Genomic DNA, 21293 nt, shown 5'->3' on the forward strand with positions numbered 1-21293 from the left:
CATATTTTATCATGATATACATGTCATTGTGCATTTTTAGCGTCGGGGAGGTAAGAATGAACTTGTCGAAGATTCATACACTTTTGATTGCTGCGTTTTTTATTTTTTTAACAGCGACTGTCATCTCACATCCGCAGGCCTCATTCGAAGCCTCTAAAACCGGGCTGTCCATGTGGTGGGAGGTCGTATTTCCGTCTTTGCTGCCGTTTTTCATACTGTCTGAGCTATTAATCGGCTTTGGTATTGTAAGGTTTGTCGGTGTTCTGCTTGAGCCTTTTATGCGCCCTATTTTCCGCGTGCCGGGTGTCGGCGGCTTCGTTCTGGCCATGGGCATGGCATCAGGAAACCCCGCGGGCGCAAAACTGACGGCAAGGCTGCGGCAGGAAAAACAGATTTCAAGAGTAGAAGCAGAACGGCTTGCTTCCTTCACCAATTCATCCAACCCGCTCTTTATTTTTGGAGCTGTCGCCGTCGGCTTTTTTCAGAATGCGTCATTAGGTATTTTATTAGCATCTGCACACTATTTGGGCAATTTGGCTGTCGGTTTAACGATGCGCTCCTACGGGCGTAAAGAAGAGCGCCAGCTCATGAGAAATAAAACCATAGCTTTGCCTTCTATCAAAGATGCTTTACATGCGCTTCACACTGCAAGGCTTGCGGAAAAACGGCCTTTAGGAAAAATTTTGGGCGACGCTGTAACCTCATCCGTTCAAACGCTTCTAATGGTAGGCGGCTTTATTATTTTGTTTTCTGTCTTTAATCGTTTGTTATCCGTCGTACAGCTGACCGATATTCTCTCTATTGTTACAAAAGGCGCACTGACCTTGTTTCAGCTTCCCGCTCAATTGGACATTCCTCTATTATCAGGAATGTTTGAAATCACATTAGGAAGCAAGCTTGTCAGCGAGACAGATGTCTCCCTTTTGCAAAAAGCTGTTGTTGTCAGCTTTATCCTCGGATTCAGCGGCTTTTCCGTTCAGGCTCAGGTGGCAGGCATTTTATCAGAGACGGACATCAGATTTAAACCATTCTTTATCGCGCGTGTGCTGCAAGGCATTTATGCCGCCGTTTTTGTCATTCTGTTATGGAAACCTCTTTACACTGCGTGGCATGACCATGATCAGTACGTTTTTAAATCTCTTGATACAGGTGAGCTGCCGACAGCTCTTATCAGCGGATGGAATCTGCTTGTGCAGATTGGCCCTGCTGTCACGTTATGTGCACTGTTTACGTACATTTTCATTTTTTCTTACAGACTGACAAACGGTACAAAAAAAGGATGAGCTTAAAAACACTCATCCTTGCCTGAATTTTTCCTGAAGCGCCTTCTCGACTTCCGGCGGTACAAATTCTGACACCGCACCTTTATACTTTGCCACTTCTTTTACTATGCTTGAGCTTAAGAAAGAATATTGGTTATTTGTCATCATAAAAAAGGTTTCAATTGATTCATCAAGCACACGGTTTACGGATGTTCCCTGCATCTCGTACTCAAAATCAGACACCGCTCTCAAGCCTCTTAAAATGGCTTTTGCATTTTTTCTTTTTGCATAATCAATTAACAGCCCTTGTGACGTTTCAACTGTTATGTTCGGAATGTCTTTTGTCACTTCTCTCAAAAGCTCACAGCGTTCTTCTACACTGAATAACGGCTTTTTTGAAGAATTGTTCAGCACACACACATACACTTGATCAAATATATTGGCCCCGCGTTTAATGATATCCAGATGCCCGTAGGTCACCGGATCAAAACTGCCGGGGCAGACAGCTATACTCGTCACATCACAACCCCCTCTTTTTATAGATCGCCACCCCTGTCAGGCCATAGGTTTCTTTCCTTGTTATCACTAGATCACCTACTGCTTCGGGAAGCTCGACGTCTTTGTCATGCTCTGCGACGATAAAGCCGCCATCTTCCAGCATTTGTTGTTCGTCTATCACACTTAAGAGCGCCTTCAGTTTTTGTTCCTTATACGGAGGATCAAGAAAAATCCCGTGAAAGCCCGCTTCTCTTTTCGCAGCTGCGTGCAAAGCACGTTCCGCATCATTACGGTACACATCTGCATATGCTGTAAGCTCTAATGTTTTCAAGTTCGATTTCACCGTTTGAATCGCTTTAAAATCACGGTCAACAAATACACAATGGTCAAACCCTCGTGAAAGCGCTTCAATACCAAGACCTCCGCTTCCTGCGAATAAGTCAAGTCCCCTGCCCCCGTCAAAATAAGGGCCAATCATATTGAAAATGGATTCCTTCACTTTATCGGTTGTCGGTCTCGTTGATGTTCCCGGCACTGCCTTTAGTGAACGGCCTTTTTTTGATCCAGAAATTACTCTCATGTTCCACACCACTTTTTCTAAAAGCTATTTTGTTTCCTTGTTCGGCCGGACGCCGTTATGTATAAGAAAAAAACCAATCCTATCTTATCATAAAGCATTCTTTCAAACAATGAGCGCTAATCTTCATATACAAGTGTATAAGCGGAATGATCATTGTCCATACTATAAGCAACAGCATCCAGAGGATGTTGTTGCCAACCGCGGAGAAGACTTACGTTTCCCCATAAGTTCTTCCTCCGGTTTCTCCTCTCCCTTTGCCTTCTCCTTAACTTGTTAAGGAATAGAAGGACCCCGCAGAAACCTGCGGGGATTTTTTTATACAGCTATATTCCGATTTTATAATCATATTCTTTTGCTTTATCAAGCTTTGACTCAAATTCCAATTTTAAAAACGGTTTATATGAAGGCTCAACTTTCTTAACAAAAGAATAAGATGAGATCTTGTCCATTGTTTTTTCAATTTGGCCCATATCACAATACAGCACGACATATTTTAAGCGTTTTGACACATAATGCACATTTCCGAACTTTCTCAGCATTTTGCTTTGCTTTAAAGAATGAAGATACACAATCATGCCTTGGCGTCTATTCTCCAATACATTCACCTGCCTGATTTCTCTTATATGTAAAAGACGAGACGGCCAGTCTCGTCATGACACTTTGCATCCGCAGCCGCCGCCTGATCCGCAGCCGCCTCCGCATGAAGACAAACCGTCAAAATAAGGATTCCCAGTCGGAACTTTAATATGCTCTGAGACAGCTGTCCCAATTTCAACGCTGATTTCATCAAGAATAGACTGCAGTTCCGTCTCTGCTTTTTTGAAGTCGGCCACCTTATCGTTCAGGTCGAGCTCCCGTTTGATCTCCCTCATTTTTCGGGATATTTCTCTATAGTCAGGATGATATTTGCCAAAACGCTGCACATCCTCATATTGCTCTTTTATTTTGATAAAAGAACGAATAATCCGCCCTGCCTCTTCATCTTCCTGGAGACGCTTGTAACAATTGCGGTAGTTCTCAGCCGTCTCCGACTGCAGAATCATCTCGGCAAGCTGCTGAGCTTCACTTTGAAGCCGCACGGATTCCATCGTCGCATACATAGCACGCACCTCCAGTTGTTAGTTTACCATGAAACCAGCCAATTGGAAAATGCTTAGCCGCACTTAAAAATGGAGTTGTAAAAGCCTCCCTAGTTTACACAATGAAAAAGACCCATTTTCGGGTCTTTTAATCTTTTGTCCGCATTGCCTGGAACATTTGCATCATCATTTGCGCCATTTGAATCCCGTTCGTAAATTGATTCACCCGATGCGGAATGGTTTTTTCGTAAAAATTCATCATCTCAAGCTGAAATGAAGCCAAGTCATCCGGCTTTCTCGCAAGCCTCCGGTACCATATCGGCTGTTCTCTTAAGAATCGTTTTCGTTCTTTATCTGCTAAAATAAATTCCTGAACGTCTTTGCGCATATAAGCTCTCCTTTATTAATCCTTCCGAAAAGAAAAAGGATGCTGTCCGGGTCCTGGCTGAGATTGCTTCTGTCCGCTTCCGGAAAATGTGTTGAGAAGGCTTTGCAACGATGAGATCGATTGGCTCATTTTATTGATCTGTTCATTCATTTGATTGACATCCATCTTTTTCACAGCTGTAACCATTTTAGAAACAAAATCATTTTTTTCTGATGTTTCGGGTACCGCTTCTGCGGCTTCCTCCGGTTCTCTGTACGGGTCCCAAATTGGGTCTTTCTCTCCGAAAAGGACCCAATTTTCGTACACGTCCTGCCAGCTTCTTTGTTCTTTGCGCACTTCTTTAATCAGCTTGGGATGTTTTTTAACGAATTGTTTAAAGTCATTAATTGAATGATTGGCATGTTGATTGGCCACAATCCTCACCCCCTCCGAAAAATATACCTACTACAATGTATCGGTTTGTAAGCCAATGTGTTCGCCTAATATTCATCGAAAAATCTTTTTCTCGTAAAACAAGAAGCGCGGAACAACATAAGCTTCCTCCCCCGATAAAGCCGGGGCCTAAATTGTTCCTGAAATCAAGATTCCTGCCCTTTGCAAATGTTTGGGATGCCGCATTCCAAAGCCCATCAGAACAAGATCCTTAATCGCCCCCGGCCGGTCTTAAAGTCTCCTCATCAAAAAAGAGCCGGGCAGCAACACGTTGATCCAGCTTCAGCTTCTTAAAAGTTCATTTTTTTGGTAATGTCACTCACAGTATCCATTGAGAAAGCTTCGTCTGCTGCAATTGCCTTGTTCTAAAGCCTTTGCAGAAACAATAAAAAGCCGCAGAACCTGTCGTCCGCGGCTGATTTCAGCGTTTAATAAAGTTTTGAGTGTAATACTTCCGGTCTACACCGACGCCAAGGTGCGTGTAGTCTGAATGTAGAAGCGCTTTTCGATGGCCTTCACTATTCAGCCAGCCTTCTACAGCAGCCGGACCGTCCACATAATTGTACGCGATATTTTCTCCCGCTTGCTCAAAGTCGACATCCCCTTTTTCTAAGCGGTCCTTCAGCGTGCCGTATTTCTTCGATACATGGGAGAAATAGTTGTTTTCTTTCATATCCTCACTGTGGCCAAAAGCCACTTCGGCCGTCGGCTGATCCCACTCAAGCTTAGCTAACCCATGTTTGACACGAATAACATTGGTCAAATCAAGTATTTGCTTTTCACTCGTTGATTGGATCTCTTTCCACTTATCTTCCGTAACGGTTTGCGGTTCTACTAACTCACCGCGGTACACTACCTCATAAGGTCTTTGCTTGACAAAGGTTTGCGAATCAAACGCCCTGATGCTGGATAGCTTCCCTTCAAATTTGTCCATATACAGCTGGACGTACATCTTCCCTACTTTTACAGTCGGTCTGGTATTGATGTCCTCTTCAGAAAACTCAAACCGATAGGAATTTCCTTTATACTCTACATTTACAAACGGAGCCACCTGAGTTGTCTTAAATACTTCTCCCGTTGACTCACCGATTTTGAAGGGCTTTGCGTTAATATCATTTCCCGCCGCAAATAATGTGACCACTTTATTGTGCAGCATCCCGATTTGCACATACTGGTCTTTTCCCTGATTGTAAACCCACCATTCGTAATCATAAGCCGAGGGGTCAATACGTTCCGGTTCCCCAAGTTTTTTCTTTACATCGTCGGCGGATTTGCCCATAAAGGACAATAATCCTGAAGTCGGCATATGTATTCGTTTGCCGCTTGCCGCTTCCTCGTTAGAGACTTGAGGTTCGCTGTCATTTGATTTTTTTTCAGGAACAGCCCCATATTGAATAAACAGAACATAAGTTCCGCAAATAATCAAGAGGATAACCATGGCTCTTAATATATTTTTCAATCTATCACCCCCGTGATGTGAATTGCATGTCTTGCCTTATTTTTCATTACAATACAGCCTATTTAACATGTCAAAGATTTATGTGTTAATGCAAAAAGCCTTGCTCTCTGTTTTCGTCCTCTGAAATATCTGATAAAGCACTGCCGGCACGTTCATTTGTTTGTTCAGATAAGGAAAGATCGCCAAGCGTGACAATACCAGTCAGCTTGTTGTTTTTGGTTACAGGTATGCGCCTGAGCTGATGGGATGCCATTAAATGAAGAACCTCATCAACTGGCGCGTCCTCTTCAACACTGACAGGTTTTTCAGTCATAGCGTCAGTGATTTTTTGCGAGTTTGGCCTTTTTGAGGCGATGCCTCTTAACACCAGATCACGATCGGTTACGATACCGACCAGTGTTTCTCCATCCTCACCAACTACCGGAATGGCTCCTACATCCGCGTCTTTCATCTTTACCGCAGCTTCATATACATTATCTAATACCGTGCAATATTGCAAGTCAGCTGTCATCAGATCTTTTATTTTTGTCATCCGTAAAACCTCCTTTTATCTAGTGATATTTTCGTCAAATTTTCATTTTTGCATACTTTCAAAAGAAGAAGATTCATTGAAAGTTTAACGCTTTCATACTATGATTGTCAGGAAAGGTAATTTTTATAAGGAGGGGTCAGTGTTGAAGTTTACTGATAGCGGACTTGAAGGGGTAAAGGCTGAGCTCAGCCTCTTGGACGATTTGATGGAAAGCAAGGGACTCATCAGAGCCGGTCAATGGGATTATGAAAGAGTGACCTATGACAGAAAGTTTTCGACGATTGAGGGAACGTTTTACCTGCGGGTTCAAGGCATTGCGGCAGAGGGCGATGTCGGAAGCGGCCGCGCCGTTATTCAATTAATGCCCCCTCTATTAGGAAAACACTATTACCCGCACGGAGTGGAATACGGAGAAACAGAAGAATTCCCAGTGCAGGTTGTGACCAAAAGCAAGGCACTCATCCAGGACATCTCCGACATGCTGAAAACAGTTCAAATGTAATAAAAAAGGTACAGCCGATTGCCGCTGTACCTTTTATGATATCGTCTGCTGAATATAAGGCGGCTCCTCCTGTCCATCCTTTTCCCTTTCCTTCTTCACCCATTGGAAAAAGACAATAGCCAAAAAAGCGCCGTACACAATTTCCTGAATGATTTTCATCATAACTGCCCCAAGCTGCTGATCCTCTAACAAAGGAAGTGTGTTAAACATTTCCGGTCCTGTTAACGGAACCTGTCCCAGCATATCCGCAGGAACACAAAGCTTCATGGCTTCCGCCCAGGCAGACGGATCGGTATAAGTGGCATATAAGGGCGTGCCGCTAAACATGATCAGTGCACAAGCAGGCGTGAGCAGCATACCGTCCGCCATAATATAGCCCAGCTTCATCAGGCCGCTGAGCTGCGGGAGACGAGCCACCTTGTGTACGAGCGGCCACCACATAAAAAACGCTAACACGAAGATGAGCCAAGTCATTAACGCATGGTAAAGCGTATCCGTTTTGACAGTATCAAATATTAGCGGCACATGATATAGAGAAAAAATGCCGTTAAATAAAAGCAATGCAATTAAAGGTGTAGAGAAAAATGTAAAAAACGGCTTAATGGCAGGCCGAAAAATCATTTTTTCCCAGGCCCATGCGGGAATTCCTGCGATTAATAAAGGCGGAACCACTAAATACAAAACAGCCATCTGCACCATATGGGCGCTGAACATAATATGTCCGAGCAGATCAACCGGGCTTCCTTCGGCTGCATATAAAAACAGCATCGCCGACAGAAAACAGGCCATTTCTTTACCCGTGATACGGTCAGGCTTTGAAGTCAACCGCCTGTAAAAAAAGATGTAAAGCACCGTGATGCCTAAAAGGATACAAAAAAGATAAGGGCTCCACATGGCGCGAAACCCAAACACGTCTAACTGATTCATGTCTTCACCTCCGGCGGCTGCTCAAATTACCACCATATAATTGTAACAAACGCAAGCACCGTAATGAACGCGACAAACATGCCTGAATACAGAAACAATGCCGGCGCTTCATGCCCTTTCTGATTCATATGCATGAAGTAATACAGCTGAAATATCACTTGAATAGCCGCGAGCAGTATAATGAAAGGAATCGTAAACCAGCTGCCGATGCCGTCTGTTGCCACAGTCAGAAATGCAACGAGCGTAAGGCCGATCATCAGGCCAAAAGACATGACTTGATATTTCATCTCCTGAGCATGCTTCTTTTTCTTATATTCAAGGTCGCTGCTGATATGTCCTCTGCTTTTTTTATCGACCATGTTTATCCCACCATCCCCATTAAATATACAACGGTAAAGATAAAGACCCACACGACATCAATAAAATGCCAGTAAAGACTGGCCACGTAAAACTTAGGTGCTGTATATAAACTTAAGCCCCTCTTTGCATTGCGGATCATCAGCGTACTGATCCACAAAAGGCCAAACGCCACGTGTGCACCATGTGTGCCGACAAGCGTATAAAACGATGAGCCAAGCGCCGAGCTTGTGATGGTAAAGCCAAACTCATGTGTGTAATGCTTAAATTCATAAATTTCCAAGCCTAAAAATCCCGCACCCAATAACAAGGTAATTCCCAGCCAGAGCTGCATTTTGCCAAATGAAAAGTTTTTCATATGGTACATCGCATACACACTCGTTAAACTGCTCGTTAATAAGAGCATTGTGGCGATAAAAACGAGTGTGACATCAAACATTTCTGTTGTAGGCGGGTCACCGGCGTTTGAATTCCGTAGTGCAAGAAAAGTGGCGAAGAGAGACGCGAACAAAACAGTCTCTCCCCCAAGAAAAAGCCAAAATCCTAAAAATTTATTTTTCCCTTCCAGTGTTGCTTTTTCGGGAGAAGCTGGAAAGGTCTCTGCGGTGAATTTTTCTTCAATTTGCATTACGCCTTCACCCCTTTATCATCGTTCGGCAGTTCCTCTTTGTGAATATGATAACCGTGATCATCAATCAATGAACGGAGCAGCATTGTAAAAAATGTGATGCCAAGTCCGATAAAGATCACCGGCAGGCCCCAAGCGTGCTCGGTTCTATACAAGAGACCAAAGGCAGCGACAAAGAGACCGAAGGAAATGATCAGCGGCAGAATTGAACCGTTTGGCATATGGATATCATCAACCGGTTCAGCCGGTGTCATAGATTTGTGTCCCGCCTGCTTCTCGATCCACAGCGGGTCAAGCCCTCTGACAAATGGAAGCTGTTTAAAGTTATATTCAGGCGGCGGTGACGAAACAGCCCATTCAAGCGTACGTCCGTCATGCCATGGATCACTTCCGACATATTCGCCCTTCACCGAAGTCCATATGACATTGACAAGCAGGAGGATAACTGCTGCTGCCATAAAAAACGCCCCGATTGTACTGATCAAGTTGCCGGTTTCAAGGCCCTGGCCTGGCAAGAAGGTATACACACGGCGCGGCATTCCCATTAAACCGACAAAGTGCTGGATGAAAAAAGTAAGATGGAAACCGATAAAAAACAAAACAAATGAAATTTTCCCCATTGTTTCATGCAGAATTTTACCAAACATTTTCGGCCACCAGAAATGAACACCGGCTAATAGCCCGAATACGACTCCGCCTATAATGACATAGTGAAAGTGCGCCACCACAAAATACGTATCATGGAACTGGTAATCTGCAGCTGCCGCAGCCAGCATGACACCTGTCACACCGCCAAGCACAAAGGATGGGATAAATGAGACGGCATACAGCATGGCCGTCGTGTACTTCACATTTCCTCCCCAAATCGTCAGCAGCCAGTTAAATATCTTAATCCCGGTCGGGATCGCGATCGCCATTGTAGCAACTGCAAAGATTGCGTTCGCAATCGGTCCGAGACCTGTCGTAAACATGTGGTGCACCCAAACCATAAAGCCAAGAAAACCGATAAGCACGATCGCAAAAACCATTGAAGAATATCCAAACAATCGCTTTCTGGAAAACACAGGGATGACCTCTGAGAAAATGCCGAAAGCAGGCAAAATCAGAATATAAACCTCCGGATGTCCGAATATCCAAAATAAATGCTCCCAAATAATCGTGTTACCGCCAAGCTCAGGATTAAAGAAATTTGTGCCGAACAGCCGATCCAGCATCATAAGAGCCAAGCCAACCGTAAGCGGCGGAAACGCAAACAAAATTAATGCCGACGCCACAAATGTCGTCCATGTAAACAAAGGCAGCCTCATGTACGTCATGCCGGGAGCCCTCATGTTAATAATCGTGGCCAAAAAGTTAATCCCGGCTATCAGCGTCCCCAGTCCGGATATTTGCAGTCCAAGGACGAAAAAGTCTATGCCGTGCCCTTTTGAATGAAGCGAAAGCGAGGCATATGACGTCCAGCCCGCATCTGGCGCTCCTCCCAAAAACCAGCTTAAGTTTAAGAAAATGCCCCCGAAAAAGAAGAGCCAAAAACCAAGCGAATTTAAAAATGGAAACGAAACATCCCGCGCTCCGATCTGCAATGGAACAACCGCATTCATCAAAGCAAATAAAAGCGGCATCGCAGCCAAAAAGATCATTGTCGTCCCGTGCATCGTCATCACTTCATTGTACGCTTGAGCACTGAGAAAAGCATTTTCCGGCTTTGCAAGCTGGATTCTGATAAACATCGCTTCAATTCCCCCGACAAGAAAGAAGAATCCCCCTGCGATTAAATAAAGTATCGCGATTTTTTTATGGTCCACCGTCGTCAAATAATCCCAAAGCATAGATCCGCGCGTCCGCTTTTCTGTAAGCGCATTCAACATATGTGACCTCCCCCAATATCTCCCTTTCTTCCCTACTTGCTTTCTGCTTTCAAGCCTTTTAAGTATTCATAAAGCGCGTCCATTTCACTGTCTGAAAGCTTCGGATATGTTCCTGTCATTTTGTTCCCTGGCTTTATGCTCTCCGGGTCTTTCAGCCAGGCTTTCACATTTTCTTTATTCGCATCCTTCACCCCTGCCACTTTTGTCCTTTCACCGAAAGTAGCAAGGTTTGGCGCCGTTCTTGCTGCCTCTGCACGCTTATCATTTGGCTCGACCGCATGGCAGCTCAGGCAGTTCTTCTCTTTGAACAGCTCTTCCCCCTGCTTAGCCAAATCACTTTCTGCTGCCGTCTTATAGTTTTTCATATCTTTTGTCCATGACTGGAATTCTTTCGCAGAAAGCGCCTTTACTTTAAAATCCATGAGTGCGTGTGAAGGCCCGCAAAGCTCAGCGCACTTTCCAAAGAACGTATCTCCCGCCTCTTTGCTGCGTTTTGAATCGAAAGTTAAGAAGAACGTATTTTCGTTATCAGTATTGGTATCAATTTTTCCTCCTGCTGAAGGAATCCAGAAAGAATGTTTTACATCAGAGGCTTTTAAACTGAAATAAACCCGCTGGTCTGTCGGTACGATCAGCTCCTGGCTTGTGATAATGCCGTAATCAGGATACTCGAACTCCCACCAATACAAATTTGCTCTGACATTGACAACGAGAGCATCCTCGGCTTTGCGGTTTTTCTTATCCATAGGTGATGTATCTGCGAGTTCAAGCGTATATAATACGACAGGGATAACAAGAATGATGAGCAGCAAAATAGGGATCACTGTCCATGTGATTTCTAAAAATTTATTCCCTTCCACTTGTTTTGGTATCGTGTTTTCCCCAACCCGTGACCTTCTGAATCTTACAATCACGTAAAAGAAGATAACAGATACGACTGCTACGACAACAACCATAATCAATGTACTGAGCACTGTCAGGTCATACTGTTTATCAGCCACCTCGCCAGCAGGCTTGAGCGTGGATAAAAAAGGTTTTCCACATCCGCTTAACAGAAGCGGCACCAAGGCTAATAATAAGATAAGACGCCAATGCTTTACCATTTCACCCAACCCCTTTTCTGGTCAATACAGCGGCGGAAAATAGATTGATTCCATCGCAATCCGGCCGCCTCCCAATAAAGCACTTACATTTCCTCTTCTCTTAAATTATGAGTTTTTTTACTCAAAATGCCATCTATGTATAAAAGTAAAGCCGCCTGATTAAACAAAAGGTCAAGGCGGCATTTACTAGTTGTCATCGTTTATTTTGAAGCGATAAAACAAGCAATATATCTATTTTTTAGAAAAGCGTAAAGACAACCATTGCAACGAAATAGATTGTCATGTAATTCAGTGAGTAAACGAACATCATCGTCGCCCACTTCATGATATTTTTTGAACGGAAACCCATCAAACCAAGAATCAGCCAGCCGATATTTAACAGCAATCCGAGAATCACAATCGGTAGACCTAGGCTTCCTAAAAAGAATGGAAGCGGCATCAGGCACGCAACCCATACAATAATTTGTCTTTTCGTCACTTCAAATCCATATACGACTGGAAGCATTGGAATATTCGCGGCTCTGTAGTCCTCAGTTTTCTTAATGGCAAGCGATAAGAAGTGAGGAATCTGCCAAATGAATAAAATCATAAATAATACCCATGCCACGACGCCGATATTTCCTTCTACTGCCGTCCATCCAATCAGAGGCGGCACTGCTCCGGAAACACTCCCTACTACTGTGTTAATCGTATAGCGGCGTTTCGTCCACATTGTGTACAGTACAACATAAGTAAATACTCCGATAAAACCAATAACAGCAGCCATCACAGTGGTCATCAGCAGCATGATCAATCCTAAAGCAACAAGCAAAATTCCAGACCATAATGCCTGATTCGGCTGAATTTTACCCGTAACCGTCGGTCTTACTTTTGTACGCTCCATGATATGGTCAATGTCCCGGTCATACCAGTTATTGATCGCACAGGACCCCGCAATAATCAAAGATGATCCAAATAAAGTAAGAAGAACGGTGTTTATATTGCCTAAAAAGCTTAAACCGGAAATATGAAAAGCAAGCCACATTCCAGTAAAAGTTGTGATGAGATTAGAATTTACGATCCCTATTTTAATGAGGGACAGAAAATCTTTCCATGCCGTTGTTTCTTCAATTTGTCCGTCTATAGCTGTATCATTTAAGATTCTGGAGTTAGCCATAACGTAAACCTCCCTTACAAACCTAACGCAGGTTTATAATAACCTGCAACTCTATCATACAAGATAACAACTTGTAAAAAAACATCCTATTAAATATTAAACGAGAAACAGGAATTTATTTGTGAACTTTTTATGAATTTTACCAAAGATGAAGGCAAACGCCAATTCGATAATGCGTTTACCTTATTTCTATCAGACCCGGCATGAATAATCAAGTATACATTTCCAGAAGTCGTGATTCTATTATATTTTTGTGAACAAAGGGCTCTAAGAATTGCCACAAAACACATATTCGCTTACACTTGGTACGTATAAAAAATTGCAGCAGTTTGTTAAGAAGGTGGATATTGTATGAATAAAGCATTAAAAGCTCTCGGTGTTTTGACAACATTTGTGATGCTTATTGTTTTAATCGGGGGAGCCCTCGTTACAAAAACAGGTTCCGGCCAAGGATGCGGCAGACAGTGGCCGCTGTGCCACGGGCGCTTCTTCCCTGAACTGAATCCCGCTTCTATTATTGAATGGAGCCACAGATTCGCAAGCGGCATCTCAATTATTCTAGTATTAAGCCTTGCCTTTTGGTCATGGAGGAAGATCACACCTGTTTTCCGTGAAACAACGTTTCTCGCTATCATGTCCATTATCTTTTTGTTTCTTCAGGCACTGCTTGGTGCGTTGGCTGTCGTGTTCGGTTCAAACGCGCTTATTATGGCGCTTCATTTTGGGATTTCACTAATTTCTTTTGCGTCTGTTTTAATATTAACTTTGCTTATATTTGAAGCTGATAAATCAGCCAGAAAACTGGTCAAACCGCTTCAAATCGGCAAGAAAATGCAATTTCACATGATAGGTATTTTGATATATTCCTATATCGTTGTGTATACTGGCGCATACGTAAGACATACAGAATCCAGTCTGGCGTGTCCTGATGTGCCGCTGTGCAGCAGGCTGAACAATGGACTTCCGACCCAATTTCACGAATGGGTGCAAATGGGGCACAGAGCTGCAGCCTTGCTCCTGTTTGTATGGATCATCGTTGCCGCTGTTCATGCGATTACTTCCTATAAAGAACAAAAGCAAATCTTTTGGGGCTGGATTTCGTGTCTTATTTTTATCACGTTACAGGCACTGTCCGGCATTATGATCGTGTATTCTGAACTGGCGCTGGGCTTTGCGCTTGCGCACTCATTTTTTATTGCCTGCCTGTTTGGGGTTTTATGCTACTTCTTATTATTGATTGCACGTTTTCGTTACGAATCAAGACGGGTATAAGACATAAGACACAAGACCAAAGCTCTTATACGCTTTGGTCTTTTTTATCATTCCATTTCGGCAGCTTCATATAATTCAACTTTCGGTTTGCATACTGAACTTGATGATTTATATAAGGTTTGGATAATCTCGGGCGATGATGTATTCTAAACGCGCTGCTCAATCGATGTTTGGGACAGGATTTTAATTAAAATAACTTTTCCTCAAGAAGTCAATTCATTCTCACCAGAAAAGAAGCCGTAATTATACCAAGCTTATTAAGCATCAGCTTTTCTCATTCCTGCACCCGCGAGCAGACAACCAATGCGTCCTTCACACACGTTTGAAACAGCCCCCGCTCGTTGCAGCAGCTGCACGTTCATATCTCGTTCCTCACTAAAAAAGAGTGTATATCAAATGATATACACTCTTTTTTGATTATGCTTTTTCAATTTCGAGAAGCAGATCTCCCGTTTGGATCGGCTCTCCATTTTTCACATGAATCTGTTTGATTGTTCCTGAGATTGGCGCCTGAACCGTTGTTTCCATTTTCATGGCTTCGTTGATCATCAAATGATCACCTTTATCAACTTTGGCACCCGCTTCTGTCAGTACCTTGATAACAGTTCCAGGCATAGAAGCTGCAATATGACTTGGATTTGTACGGTCTGCTTTTAATCTTTCCTGAACGGAAGACTTAATGCTTTCGTCCTTTATGACCACTTCACGCGGCTGGCCGTTCAGTTCGAAATAGATCACACGAGTTGCATCCGGCTGAGGTTCACCGATTGAAATTAGTTTGACGATCAGCGTTTTCCCGCGTTCAATTTCCACTTCTATTTCTTCGCCTAATGTCATGCCATAGAAGAAGGTCGGAGTATCTAATACCGAAATATTTCCATAGCTTTCAGCAGTTTTTACATAATCAGAGAAGACTTTGGGATAAAGTGCGTACGCCAAAGCATCCTGGTCTGAGATCTCCAGGTTATGCTGCTCTTTAAACTCCTGTTTGATCGCTTCAAAGGATACCGGCTCAAGCAGTTCTCCCGGTCTCACTGTGATCGGCTCCTGCCCTTTTAAAATGAGCTTTTGAAGTTTTTCCGGGAATCCGCCATGAGGCTGTCCAATATTTCCTTTGAAAAGCTCAATAACAGAGTCAGGGAAATCTAATGATTCGCCTTTTTCGTAAATGTCCTTTTCAGTCAGGTTATTTTGCACCATGTACAGCGCCATATCCCCGACTACTTTAGAGGAAGGCGTAACCTTCACGATATCACCGAACATATCATTTACTCGTCTGTACATCTCTTTGACTTCGTTCCAGCGATCGCCCAGGCCTACTCCCTTCGCCTGCTGCTGCAGGTTACTGTATTGGCCTCCAGGCATTTCATGCTCATAAATTTCAGTATGCGGAGACTTCATCCCGCTTTCAAATTCACTATAATATTTACGAACTGATTCCCAATACTGGGATAGTAATTCCACGCCTTGCACGTTCATTTCCGGACGGCGGGAGTTGCCTTCCATCGCATGGTAAAATCCGCTCGCGCTAGGCTGCGATGTTAAGCCAGCCATTGAGCTGACCGCCACGTCTACGATATCAACGCCTGCTTCTACTGCTTTTGCATACATATAAATTCCGTTGCCGCTCGTATCATGCGTATGAAGGTGAACCGGAATATTGATCGTTTCTTTCAACGCAGACACCAGCTCATATGCAGCTTGCGGTTTTAACAGACCTGCCATATCTTTAATTCCGAGAATATGGGCCCCTGCAGCCTCAAGCTCCTTCGCCATAGATGTATAGTAAGCGAGATCATATTTTGTACGGGTTTTATCAAGAATATCACCTGTATAACAAATTGCCGCTTCAGCCACTTTACCTGAATCCCGAACGGCATCGATGGCTAACGTCATCCCTTTTACCCAGTTTAAGCTGTCAAAAATACGGAAAACATCAATACCGGATTGAGCGGATTGCTTCACAAATTCTTTAATCACATTATCCGGATAATTCGTATAGCCGACAGCGTTTGAGGAGCGAAGCAGCATCTGGAACAGCGTATTCGGCACTTCCTTGCGGAGATCCTCCAGACGCTTCCATGGATCTTCCTTCAGGAAGCGGTAAGCTACATCGAAGGTCGCGCCTCCCCACATTTCCATGCTGAACAGCTCCGGCCATAACGCAGCCGTCGGATTAGCGATTTTTTTCAAATCATGCGATCTGAATCTAGTCGCAAGTAAAGACTGATGGGCATCCCGGAATGTTGTATCAGTTAATAGAACAGATTTCTGTTCCTTAACCCAATTTGCAAGCCCTTCAGCGCCTTTTTCATCTAGAATCTGTTTTGTTCCTCTTGCAGGCTGCTGATCAACGTCGACTTTTACAGCTAACGGCTTGTCAAACGCCGGTTTTTCTTTTTTGCCGATTCCAGGGAAACCATTCACTGTCACATTCCCGATATAAGTAAGCATTTTTGTTCCGCGGTCTTTCTGCTTAGGGAAATTAAACAACTCAGGCGTTGTATCAATGAAAGACGTATCATATTGTCCTGTCAGAAACTTTTCATGCTTTGCGACATTTTCAAGGAACGGAATGTTTGTTTTAATTCCTCTGATTCTAAACTCCTGAAGGTTTCGAACCATTTTGGCCGCCGCCTGTTCAAACGTTAAAGCCCAAGTTGAAAGCTTAACGAGCAGTGAATCGTAATATGGCGTAATAACGGCGCCTTGGAAGCTGTTTCCTGTATCAAGACGAACACCAAAGCCTCCGCCTGAACGGTAAGCCATGATTTTCCCTGTGTCAGGCATAAAATCATTTTGCGGATCTTCAGTCGTTACCCGTGACTGAATCGCATAGCCGATTGTAAAAATGTCCTTCTGCTCCGGAATGTTGACTTTTTTGCTATGTAGGCTGTGGCCTTGGGCAACAAGTATCTGTGTCTGCACAATATCAACACCGGTAATCATTTCCGTAATTGTATGTTCAACTTGAACACGCGGATTTACTTCTATAAAATAAAACTCGTTGTTCGCGACAAGGAATTCAACCGTACCAGCATTTATATAGTTCACGTTTTTAGCAAGCGCAACCGCAGCTTCACAAATTTGATCTCTCAATTCAGTTGACAGCGAAACGCTCGGCGCTACTTCGATTACCTTTTGGTGGCGTCTTTGAACAGAACAATCCCGTTCAAATAGATGAATCACGTTTCCCTGATTGTCTCCGATAACCTGGACCTCAATATGCTTAGGGTTTTCAATCAGTTTCTCTACATATACTTCATCATTGCCAAAGGCTGCTTTTGCCTCTGATTTCGCACGTTCATATGCTTCTTTGACTTCACTTTCACTTCTGACAATTCTCATGCCGCGGCCGCCGCCGCCAAGCGAAGCTTTAATAATAATCGGATAACCGTGAGTTTGTCCGAATTGTTCGACTGCTTCAAGCGTTTCTGCAGGGCCGTCGCTTCCTGGTATTACAGGAATTCCGGCTTTTTCCGCCTGCTCACGCGCTTTTACCTTATCACCAAACATATCTAAATGTTCAGAAGTCGGACCAATGAACACGATGCCTTCTTCTTCACAGCGCCTTGCGAAATGTATATTTTCAGATAAGAAACCATATCCCGGGTGGATCGCATCCACCTTGTTTCTTTTCGCAATATCAATAATACCTTCAATATCCAGGTAGGCATCAATTGGTTTTTTTCCTTCGCCAACCAGGTACGCTTCATCGGCTTTGTAACGATGATAGGAACCGGAATCTTCTTTTGAATAAACCGCAACTGTACGAACATTCAATTCTGTACAAGCGCGGAATATACGGATTGCAATTTCTCCCCTGTTTGCTACTAACACTTTTTGTATCGATTGCTGTGACAAACTTTTTTCCCCCTTACCCGAATGGAATATAATCTATCATATCGGAATATCCTTCACGTGTACACACTTGTTTTTTACAGATAAACAGTTTTTTCAAGCTGCTTCTTTTTCATTCCCTTTGGCGCCAAGGACTCTCTCTTTTTCTTATTCTCTGAATATTTCACAAACATGCTGATATTGATTAATATCCCCATGCTTCCCAATAATAGAAGTAAAGAAGAGCCTCCGTAGCTGATAAATGGCAGCGTAACACCCGTAATCGGAATTAGCCCGCTGACACCGCCAAGGTTAATAAACGATTGTACGGCAATCATGCTAGAAATGCCGATTGCCAGAAGACTTCCAAACGGGTCCTCGCATTTTCTCGCAATATAGAAACCTTTTAATACGATAAAGCCCAGCAGGAAAACAACAAACAATACCCCAAAAATGCCAAGTTCTTCAGCAATAACGGCCATGATAAAGTCAGTATGGGATTCTGGAAGATACCCGTATTTTTGGATACTTTCACCGAGTCCGAGACCGAATATACCGCCCGACCCAATCGCATAATAAGAATTGATCACTTGCAAACCAGATGAATCCGCATATTTAAAGGGATCTTCCAGACTCTCAAAACGAGCTAAACGCCCTTTAGTTAAAATGTCATCCTTATTTAAATAAATAAGCGGGCTGACCAGGATTAAAACAATTCCGCCCAGCAAAACAAGCCTTGCCAGCGTCTTTCCGCTGAAACCAGAGCACAAAATCATACACGTTGCGATTATGGCGATAATCATCGCTGTACCAAAATCAGGCTGCATGGCAATTAAACCGCAAATAATAACCGTCATCACCACAGGAGGCGCAACTCCCGTTAACAGGTGATCAATATAGCTTTGTTTTTTTGCATATACAGCTGCTAGATATAAAATGACCACCAGCTTGACAAATTCACCCGGCTGGATACTCATTCCGCCGATTTTAAACCAGCTTTGCGCATTTCCGGCAACATGCCCGAATACAAACAGTGAGATAAGCGCAAACACAGAAGCAAGCAGCATTACCTTTTGAAACTTTTGATGAGCCAGTGCTTTGTAAGGAAACACGGCCATAACAATAAAAAGGATTCCTCCTGCAATTAAAGCAAACAGCTGCCGCATGAAAAAATAATTACTGCTCACCCCATACCGAGAAACAGCCGTAATCATACTTGAGCTGTACACCATCACTAAACCGAATCCGCATAGTAAAACAATTGCGAATATCAGTGAGTAATCATAAGATTTTAGCATTTTTTTTAACATAACATCCTCTTCCCTGCTTCCAACTTCCATTACCTATGGTTTTTATGTATTTATATTTTTTATTTTACTACAATTTATCAAACGACACGAAGATTCTCTATACGATTCGGATGAAATGCACAAAAAGAGACCGTCATTAACGGTGAAAAAAGCAAGCGGTTATAAAAAAACCCAAACTGTTAATTAGTTTGAGTTTTATCATTTATTTACCTGTAAACGCGTCGTGCAAAGCAGACAATTCGCGTTCTAATGTGTATAAAAGGTCTTTTCCATCTTTTTCGTCAACCAATCCCAGGCGGACAGCAAAATCGATTTCCCTCGAAAGTCCGAACATTTGAGTATCTAATACCTCTTCATATAGAGGACATTGAGGCATCGTTAAGTTATCCATTTGTACTCGGATCAGCTTCAAAATCTTCTCAGCGTCAACTTTCAGTAGCTCAAAAGCTTTTTGCCGATGGTCGACTATCATCTCTGAAGCCAAAAGTATCCCTCCGTTCCCCAGGCGAGTACCTAATTCTTCTATTTATCATAAAGGGTATCAGCAGAAAATGCAAGAGGATTTAAACAGATGACATAAATTAAAAAATACTCAGCTTGTACGTTTCAGACATTATTTTCAAAAGCTTTACACCTGCAATGCTGTTCCCTTTTTCATCCAAAGCCGGGCCGAAAATGCCGATGCCAAAATCATAGGGTGAAATGCCCATAATCCCTCCTGATACTCCGCTTTTCGCAGGAATTCCGACCTTAATCGCAAATTCACCGCTTGCATTATACATTCCGCAGGTGACCATAAACGTCTTGCAAATTCTCGCGACATCATTCGAAATGACTTGTTCTCCTGTTTCCGGGTGCCTGCCGTTGAGCGCAAACACAGCCCCGATTTTTGCTAAATCAAGACTGTTCATCTCAATCGCACATTGCTTCGTATATAAATCCATTACTGCTTCCACATCATCCTCAAAAATCCCGTACTGCTTCATATAATAACACATCGCCCGATTAATCATAGATGTGCTGTATTCAGACTCAGCTACGTCCCGGCAGTAGGTGATGCCTTGGTTGTTTGTCAATTTTCTGATGAAAGAAAGCAGATAATCGAGTCTCTCTTTAGACGTTTGTCCTTTCAACAAGCTGGTGACAACCAATGCTCCGGCATTTATCATAGGATTTAGCGGTTTGCTCGGATTCACGGTTTCAAGCTTAATGATTGAATTAAACGGATCACCGGTCGGCTCCTGTCCGACATAACTGAAGACTCTGTCCTTGCCGTATTCCATTAACACAAGGGCAAGCGAGAGCACTTTCGATATACTTTGAAGAGTAAATGTTTTTTCTACGTCACCCGCTGACAGACAAGTATTATTTGAATAATAAATCGCTACTGAAAGATCGTGCTGATCAGCTTTTGCTAAAGCGGGAATATAGCTGGCCACCGCTCCCTTGCCTGTCACCTTTTTCGCTTCTTTCACTAACGCTTCCAGCTCGTCATTATGCCGGCATACCATGCGACCACCCTCGCTCCCTGAGCATCTCAATACATATAATTTGTTACACAAAGTGACAATTCATGCGAAAACTTTTATAATTTTGAGAGAAGGGGGTTATACCATGAGCGTTATACAAGTAAAAGGCAATGTTACATATCCGATTACGATTGATCCTAGCGTATGGATTTTTGATGATCGCAAATTTTCATTTGACCGTAAAGGGGACGGCCAAGAAATCAATTTTCATACGGCTGAGAATGAATCTGGCCTTGACACTGAACGTGTTATTAGAGAAGGACGGATTGCGCCGCCTACATTAAAGACGGAAAAACAATTTGAGAAACAAAAACTGATGAACGGCAGCTTCGCAATGAAATTGGGAAATGTGCTGAAAAATGCCGAGCCGCTCAGCTCTGCATCACAATGTGTATTTATTACAAGTTCCGGTAAAGCCGCTGTTCCTCTTGAAACCGCGCTGAACAGTATTGTCCATTTCAGCCAGGCAGGCAAGCCGATTCAGGAAGGCGGCCCAGTTCATATTTATTTTGAAGATCCAGTTGATCACGAACAGCCAATCACCAATATAAAAGAGATCGACATCATTTAA

At 43.2% G+C, this 21293-nt stretch carries 22 protein-coding genes; 4 read left to right on the forward strand and 18 right to left on the reverse strand.

Going from position 1 to position 21293, the window contains the following annotated elements; genetic code table 11:
• Positions 1–56: 56 nt before the first annotated feature.
• A complete protein-coding gene (gene ylbJ, locus DIC78_RS01860) occupies positions 57–1283 on the forward strand; it encodes a sporulation integral membrane protein YlbJ (RefSeq protein WP_103671646.1) in 1227 nt (408 codons plus the stop codon).
• Between the two features lie 12 nt (positions 1284–1295).
• Here the strand turns inward: ylbJ and coaD are convergent, their stop codons facing one another.
• From coaD to DIC78_RS01900, 8 genes are all read right to left on the reverse strand, one after another.
• Entirely contained in the window at positions 1296–1781 is a 486-nt protein-coding gene (coaD, locus tag DIC78_RS01865) for a pantetheine-phosphate adenylyltransferase (protein WP_024121295.1), read from the reverse strand.
• Position 1782: 1 nt separating this feature from the next.
• Positions 1783–2340, reverse strand: coding sequence for a 16S rRNA (guanine(966)-N(2))-methyltransferase RsmD (rsmD, locus tag DIC78_RS01870; RefSeq protein WP_024121294.1), 558 nt, complete (start codon positions 2338–2340; stop codon positions 1783–1785).
• A gap of 323 nt (positions 2341–2663) precedes the next feature.
• Positions 2664–2936: a YlbG family protein gene (locus DIC78_RS01875; RefSeq protein WP_024121293.1), complete on the reverse strand. Its 273-nt coding sequence runs from the start codon at positions 2934–2936 to the stop codon at positions 2664–2666.
• 54 nt (positions 2937–2990) lie between these two features.
• Positions 2991–3440 (reverse strand): regulatory iron-sulfur-containing complex subunit RicF, encoded by a 450-nt coding sequence (ricF, locus tag DIC78_RS01880; RefSeq protein ID WP_010334140.1) that lies wholly within the window; start codon positions 3438–3440, stop codon positions 2991–2993.
• Between the two features lie 127 nt (positions 3441–3567).
• Positions 3568–3807, reverse strand: coding sequence for a YlbE-like family protein (locus tag DIC78_RS01885; protein ID WP_024121292.1), 240 nt, complete (start codon positions 3805–3807; stop codon positions 3568–3570).
• Positions 3808–3822: 15 nt separating this feature from the next.
• Positions 3823–4221 (reverse strand): YlbD family protein, encoded by a 399-nt coding sequence (ylbD, locus tag DIC78_RS01890; protein ID WP_101860695.1) that lies wholly within the window; start codon positions 4219–4221, stop codon positions 3823–3825.
• A 439-nt stretch (positions 4222–4660) separates the two neighbouring features.
• Complete coding sequence (locus DIC78_RS01895; RefSeq protein WP_101860694.1) at positions 4661–5698, reverse strand: CAP domain-containing protein; 1038 nt, start codon at positions 5696–5698, stop codon at positions 4661–4663.
• An 85-nt stretch (positions 5699–5783) separates the two neighbouring features.
• Positions 5784–6230: a CBS domain-containing protein gene (locus DIC78_RS01900; RefSeq protein WP_127695303.1), complete on the reverse strand. Its 447-nt coding sequence runs from the start codon at positions 6228–6230 to the stop codon at positions 5784–5786.
• A gap of 139 nt (positions 6231–6369) precedes the next feature.
• Between DIC78_RS01900 and DIC78_RS01905 the strand changes: the two genes are divergently transcribed.
• The gene (locus DIC78_RS01905; RefSeq protein WP_106020356.1) at positions 6370–6732 is read left to right on the forward strand and encodes a YugN family protein; all 363 of its coding nucleotides are present in this window, start codon (positions 6370–6372) and stop codon (positions 6730–6732) included.
• A 33-nt stretch (positions 6733–6765) separates the two neighbouring features.
• Here the strand turns inward: DIC78_RS01905 and ctaG are convergent, their stop codons facing one another.
• The 6 genes from ctaG to cyoE form a co-directional block, all read right to left on the reverse strand.
• On the reverse strand, positions 6766–7659 hold the full coding sequence (gene ctaG / locus DIC78_RS01910) for a cytochrome c oxidase assembly factor CtaG (protein ID WP_103671644.1): 894 nt from the start codon (positions 7657–7659) through the stop codon (positions 6766–6768).
• A gap of 26 nt (positions 7660–7685) precedes the next feature.
• Positions 7686–8018: a cytochrome c oxidase subunit IVB gene (ctaF, locus tag DIC78_RS01915; protein ID WP_024121287.1), complete on the reverse strand. Its 333-nt coding sequence runs from the start codon at positions 8016–8018 to the stop codon at positions 7686–7688.
• Positions 8019–8020: 2 nt separating this feature from the next.
• On the reverse strand, positions 8021–8644 hold the full coding sequence (gene ctaE / locus DIC78_RS01920; RefSeq protein WP_010334132.1) for a cytochrome c oxidase subunit III: 624 nt from the start codon (positions 8642–8644) through the stop codon (positions 8021–8023).
• Positions 8644–10512, reverse strand: coding sequence for a cytochrome c oxidase subunit I (gene ctaD, locus DIC78_RS01925; protein WP_127695305.1), 1869 nt, complete (start codon positions 10510–10512; stop codon positions 8644–8646). The genes ctaE and ctaD overlap by 1 nt, the downstream gene beginning before the upstream one ends.
• 32 nt (positions 10513–10544) lie before the next feature.
• Entirely contained in the window at positions 10545–11615 is a 1071-nt protein-coding gene (gene coxB / locus DIC78_RS01930) for a cytochrome c oxidase subunit II (RefSeq protein ID WP_127695307.1), read from the reverse strand.
• Between the two features lie 238 nt (positions 11616–11853).
• Positions 11854–12771: a heme o synthase gene (cyoE, locus tag DIC78_RS01935; RefSeq protein ID WP_010334129.1), complete on the reverse strand. Its 918-nt coding sequence runs from the start codon at positions 12769–12771 to the stop codon at positions 11854–11856.
• Positions 12772–13122: 351 nt separating this feature from the next.
• Between cyoE and ctaA the strand changes: the two genes are divergently transcribed.
• On the forward strand, positions 13123–14043 hold the full coding sequence (gene ctaA, locus DIC78_RS01940) for a heme A synthase CtaA (protein WP_095714822.1): 921 nt from the start codon (positions 13123–13125) through the stop codon (positions 14041–14043).
• Positions 14044–14460: 417 nt separating this feature from the next.
• Here ctaA and pyc read toward each other — a convergent pair whose 3' ends face one another.
• The 4 genes from pyc to glsA form a co-directional block, all read right to left on the reverse strand.
• A complete protein-coding gene (gene pyc / locus DIC78_RS01945; RefSeq protein ID WP_127695309.1) occupies positions 14461–17907 on the reverse strand; it encodes a pyruvate carboxylase in 3447 nt (1148 codons plus the stop codon).
• A 74-nt stretch (positions 17908–17981) separates the two neighbouring features.
• Positions 17982–19193 (reverse strand): FtsW/RodA/SpoVE family cell cycle protein, encoded by a 1212-nt coding sequence (locus DIC78_RS01950; RefSeq protein WP_106020361.1) that lies wholly within the window; start codon positions 19191–19193, stop codon positions 17982–17984.
• 202 nt (positions 19194–19395) lie between these two features.
• Positions 19396–19677 carry an Fpa/YlaN family protein gene (locus DIC78_RS01955; protein WP_003221339.1) on the reverse strand — a complete coding sequence of 94 codons (282 nt, stop codon included), beginning with the start codon at positions 19675–19677 and terminating at the stop codon, positions 19396–19398.
• A gap of 97 nt (positions 19678–19774) precedes the next feature.
• On the reverse strand, positions 19775–20704 hold the full coding sequence (gene glsA, locus DIC78_RS01960; protein ID WP_106020362.1) for a glutaminase A: 930 nt from the start codon (positions 20702–20704) through the stop codon (positions 19775–19777).
• Positions 20705–20807: 103 nt separating this feature from the next.
• Between glsA and DIC78_RS01965 the strand changes: the two genes are divergently transcribed.
• Positions 20808–21293: a hypothetical protein gene (locus DIC78_RS01965; protein WP_103671640.1), complete on the forward strand. Its 486-nt coding sequence runs from the start codon at positions 20808–20810 to the stop codon at positions 21291–21293.

Source organism: Bacillus halotolerans (assembly GCF_004006435.1).
Lineage (GTDB): Bacteria > Bacillota > Bacilli > Bacillales > Bacillaceae > Bacillus > Bacillus halotolerans.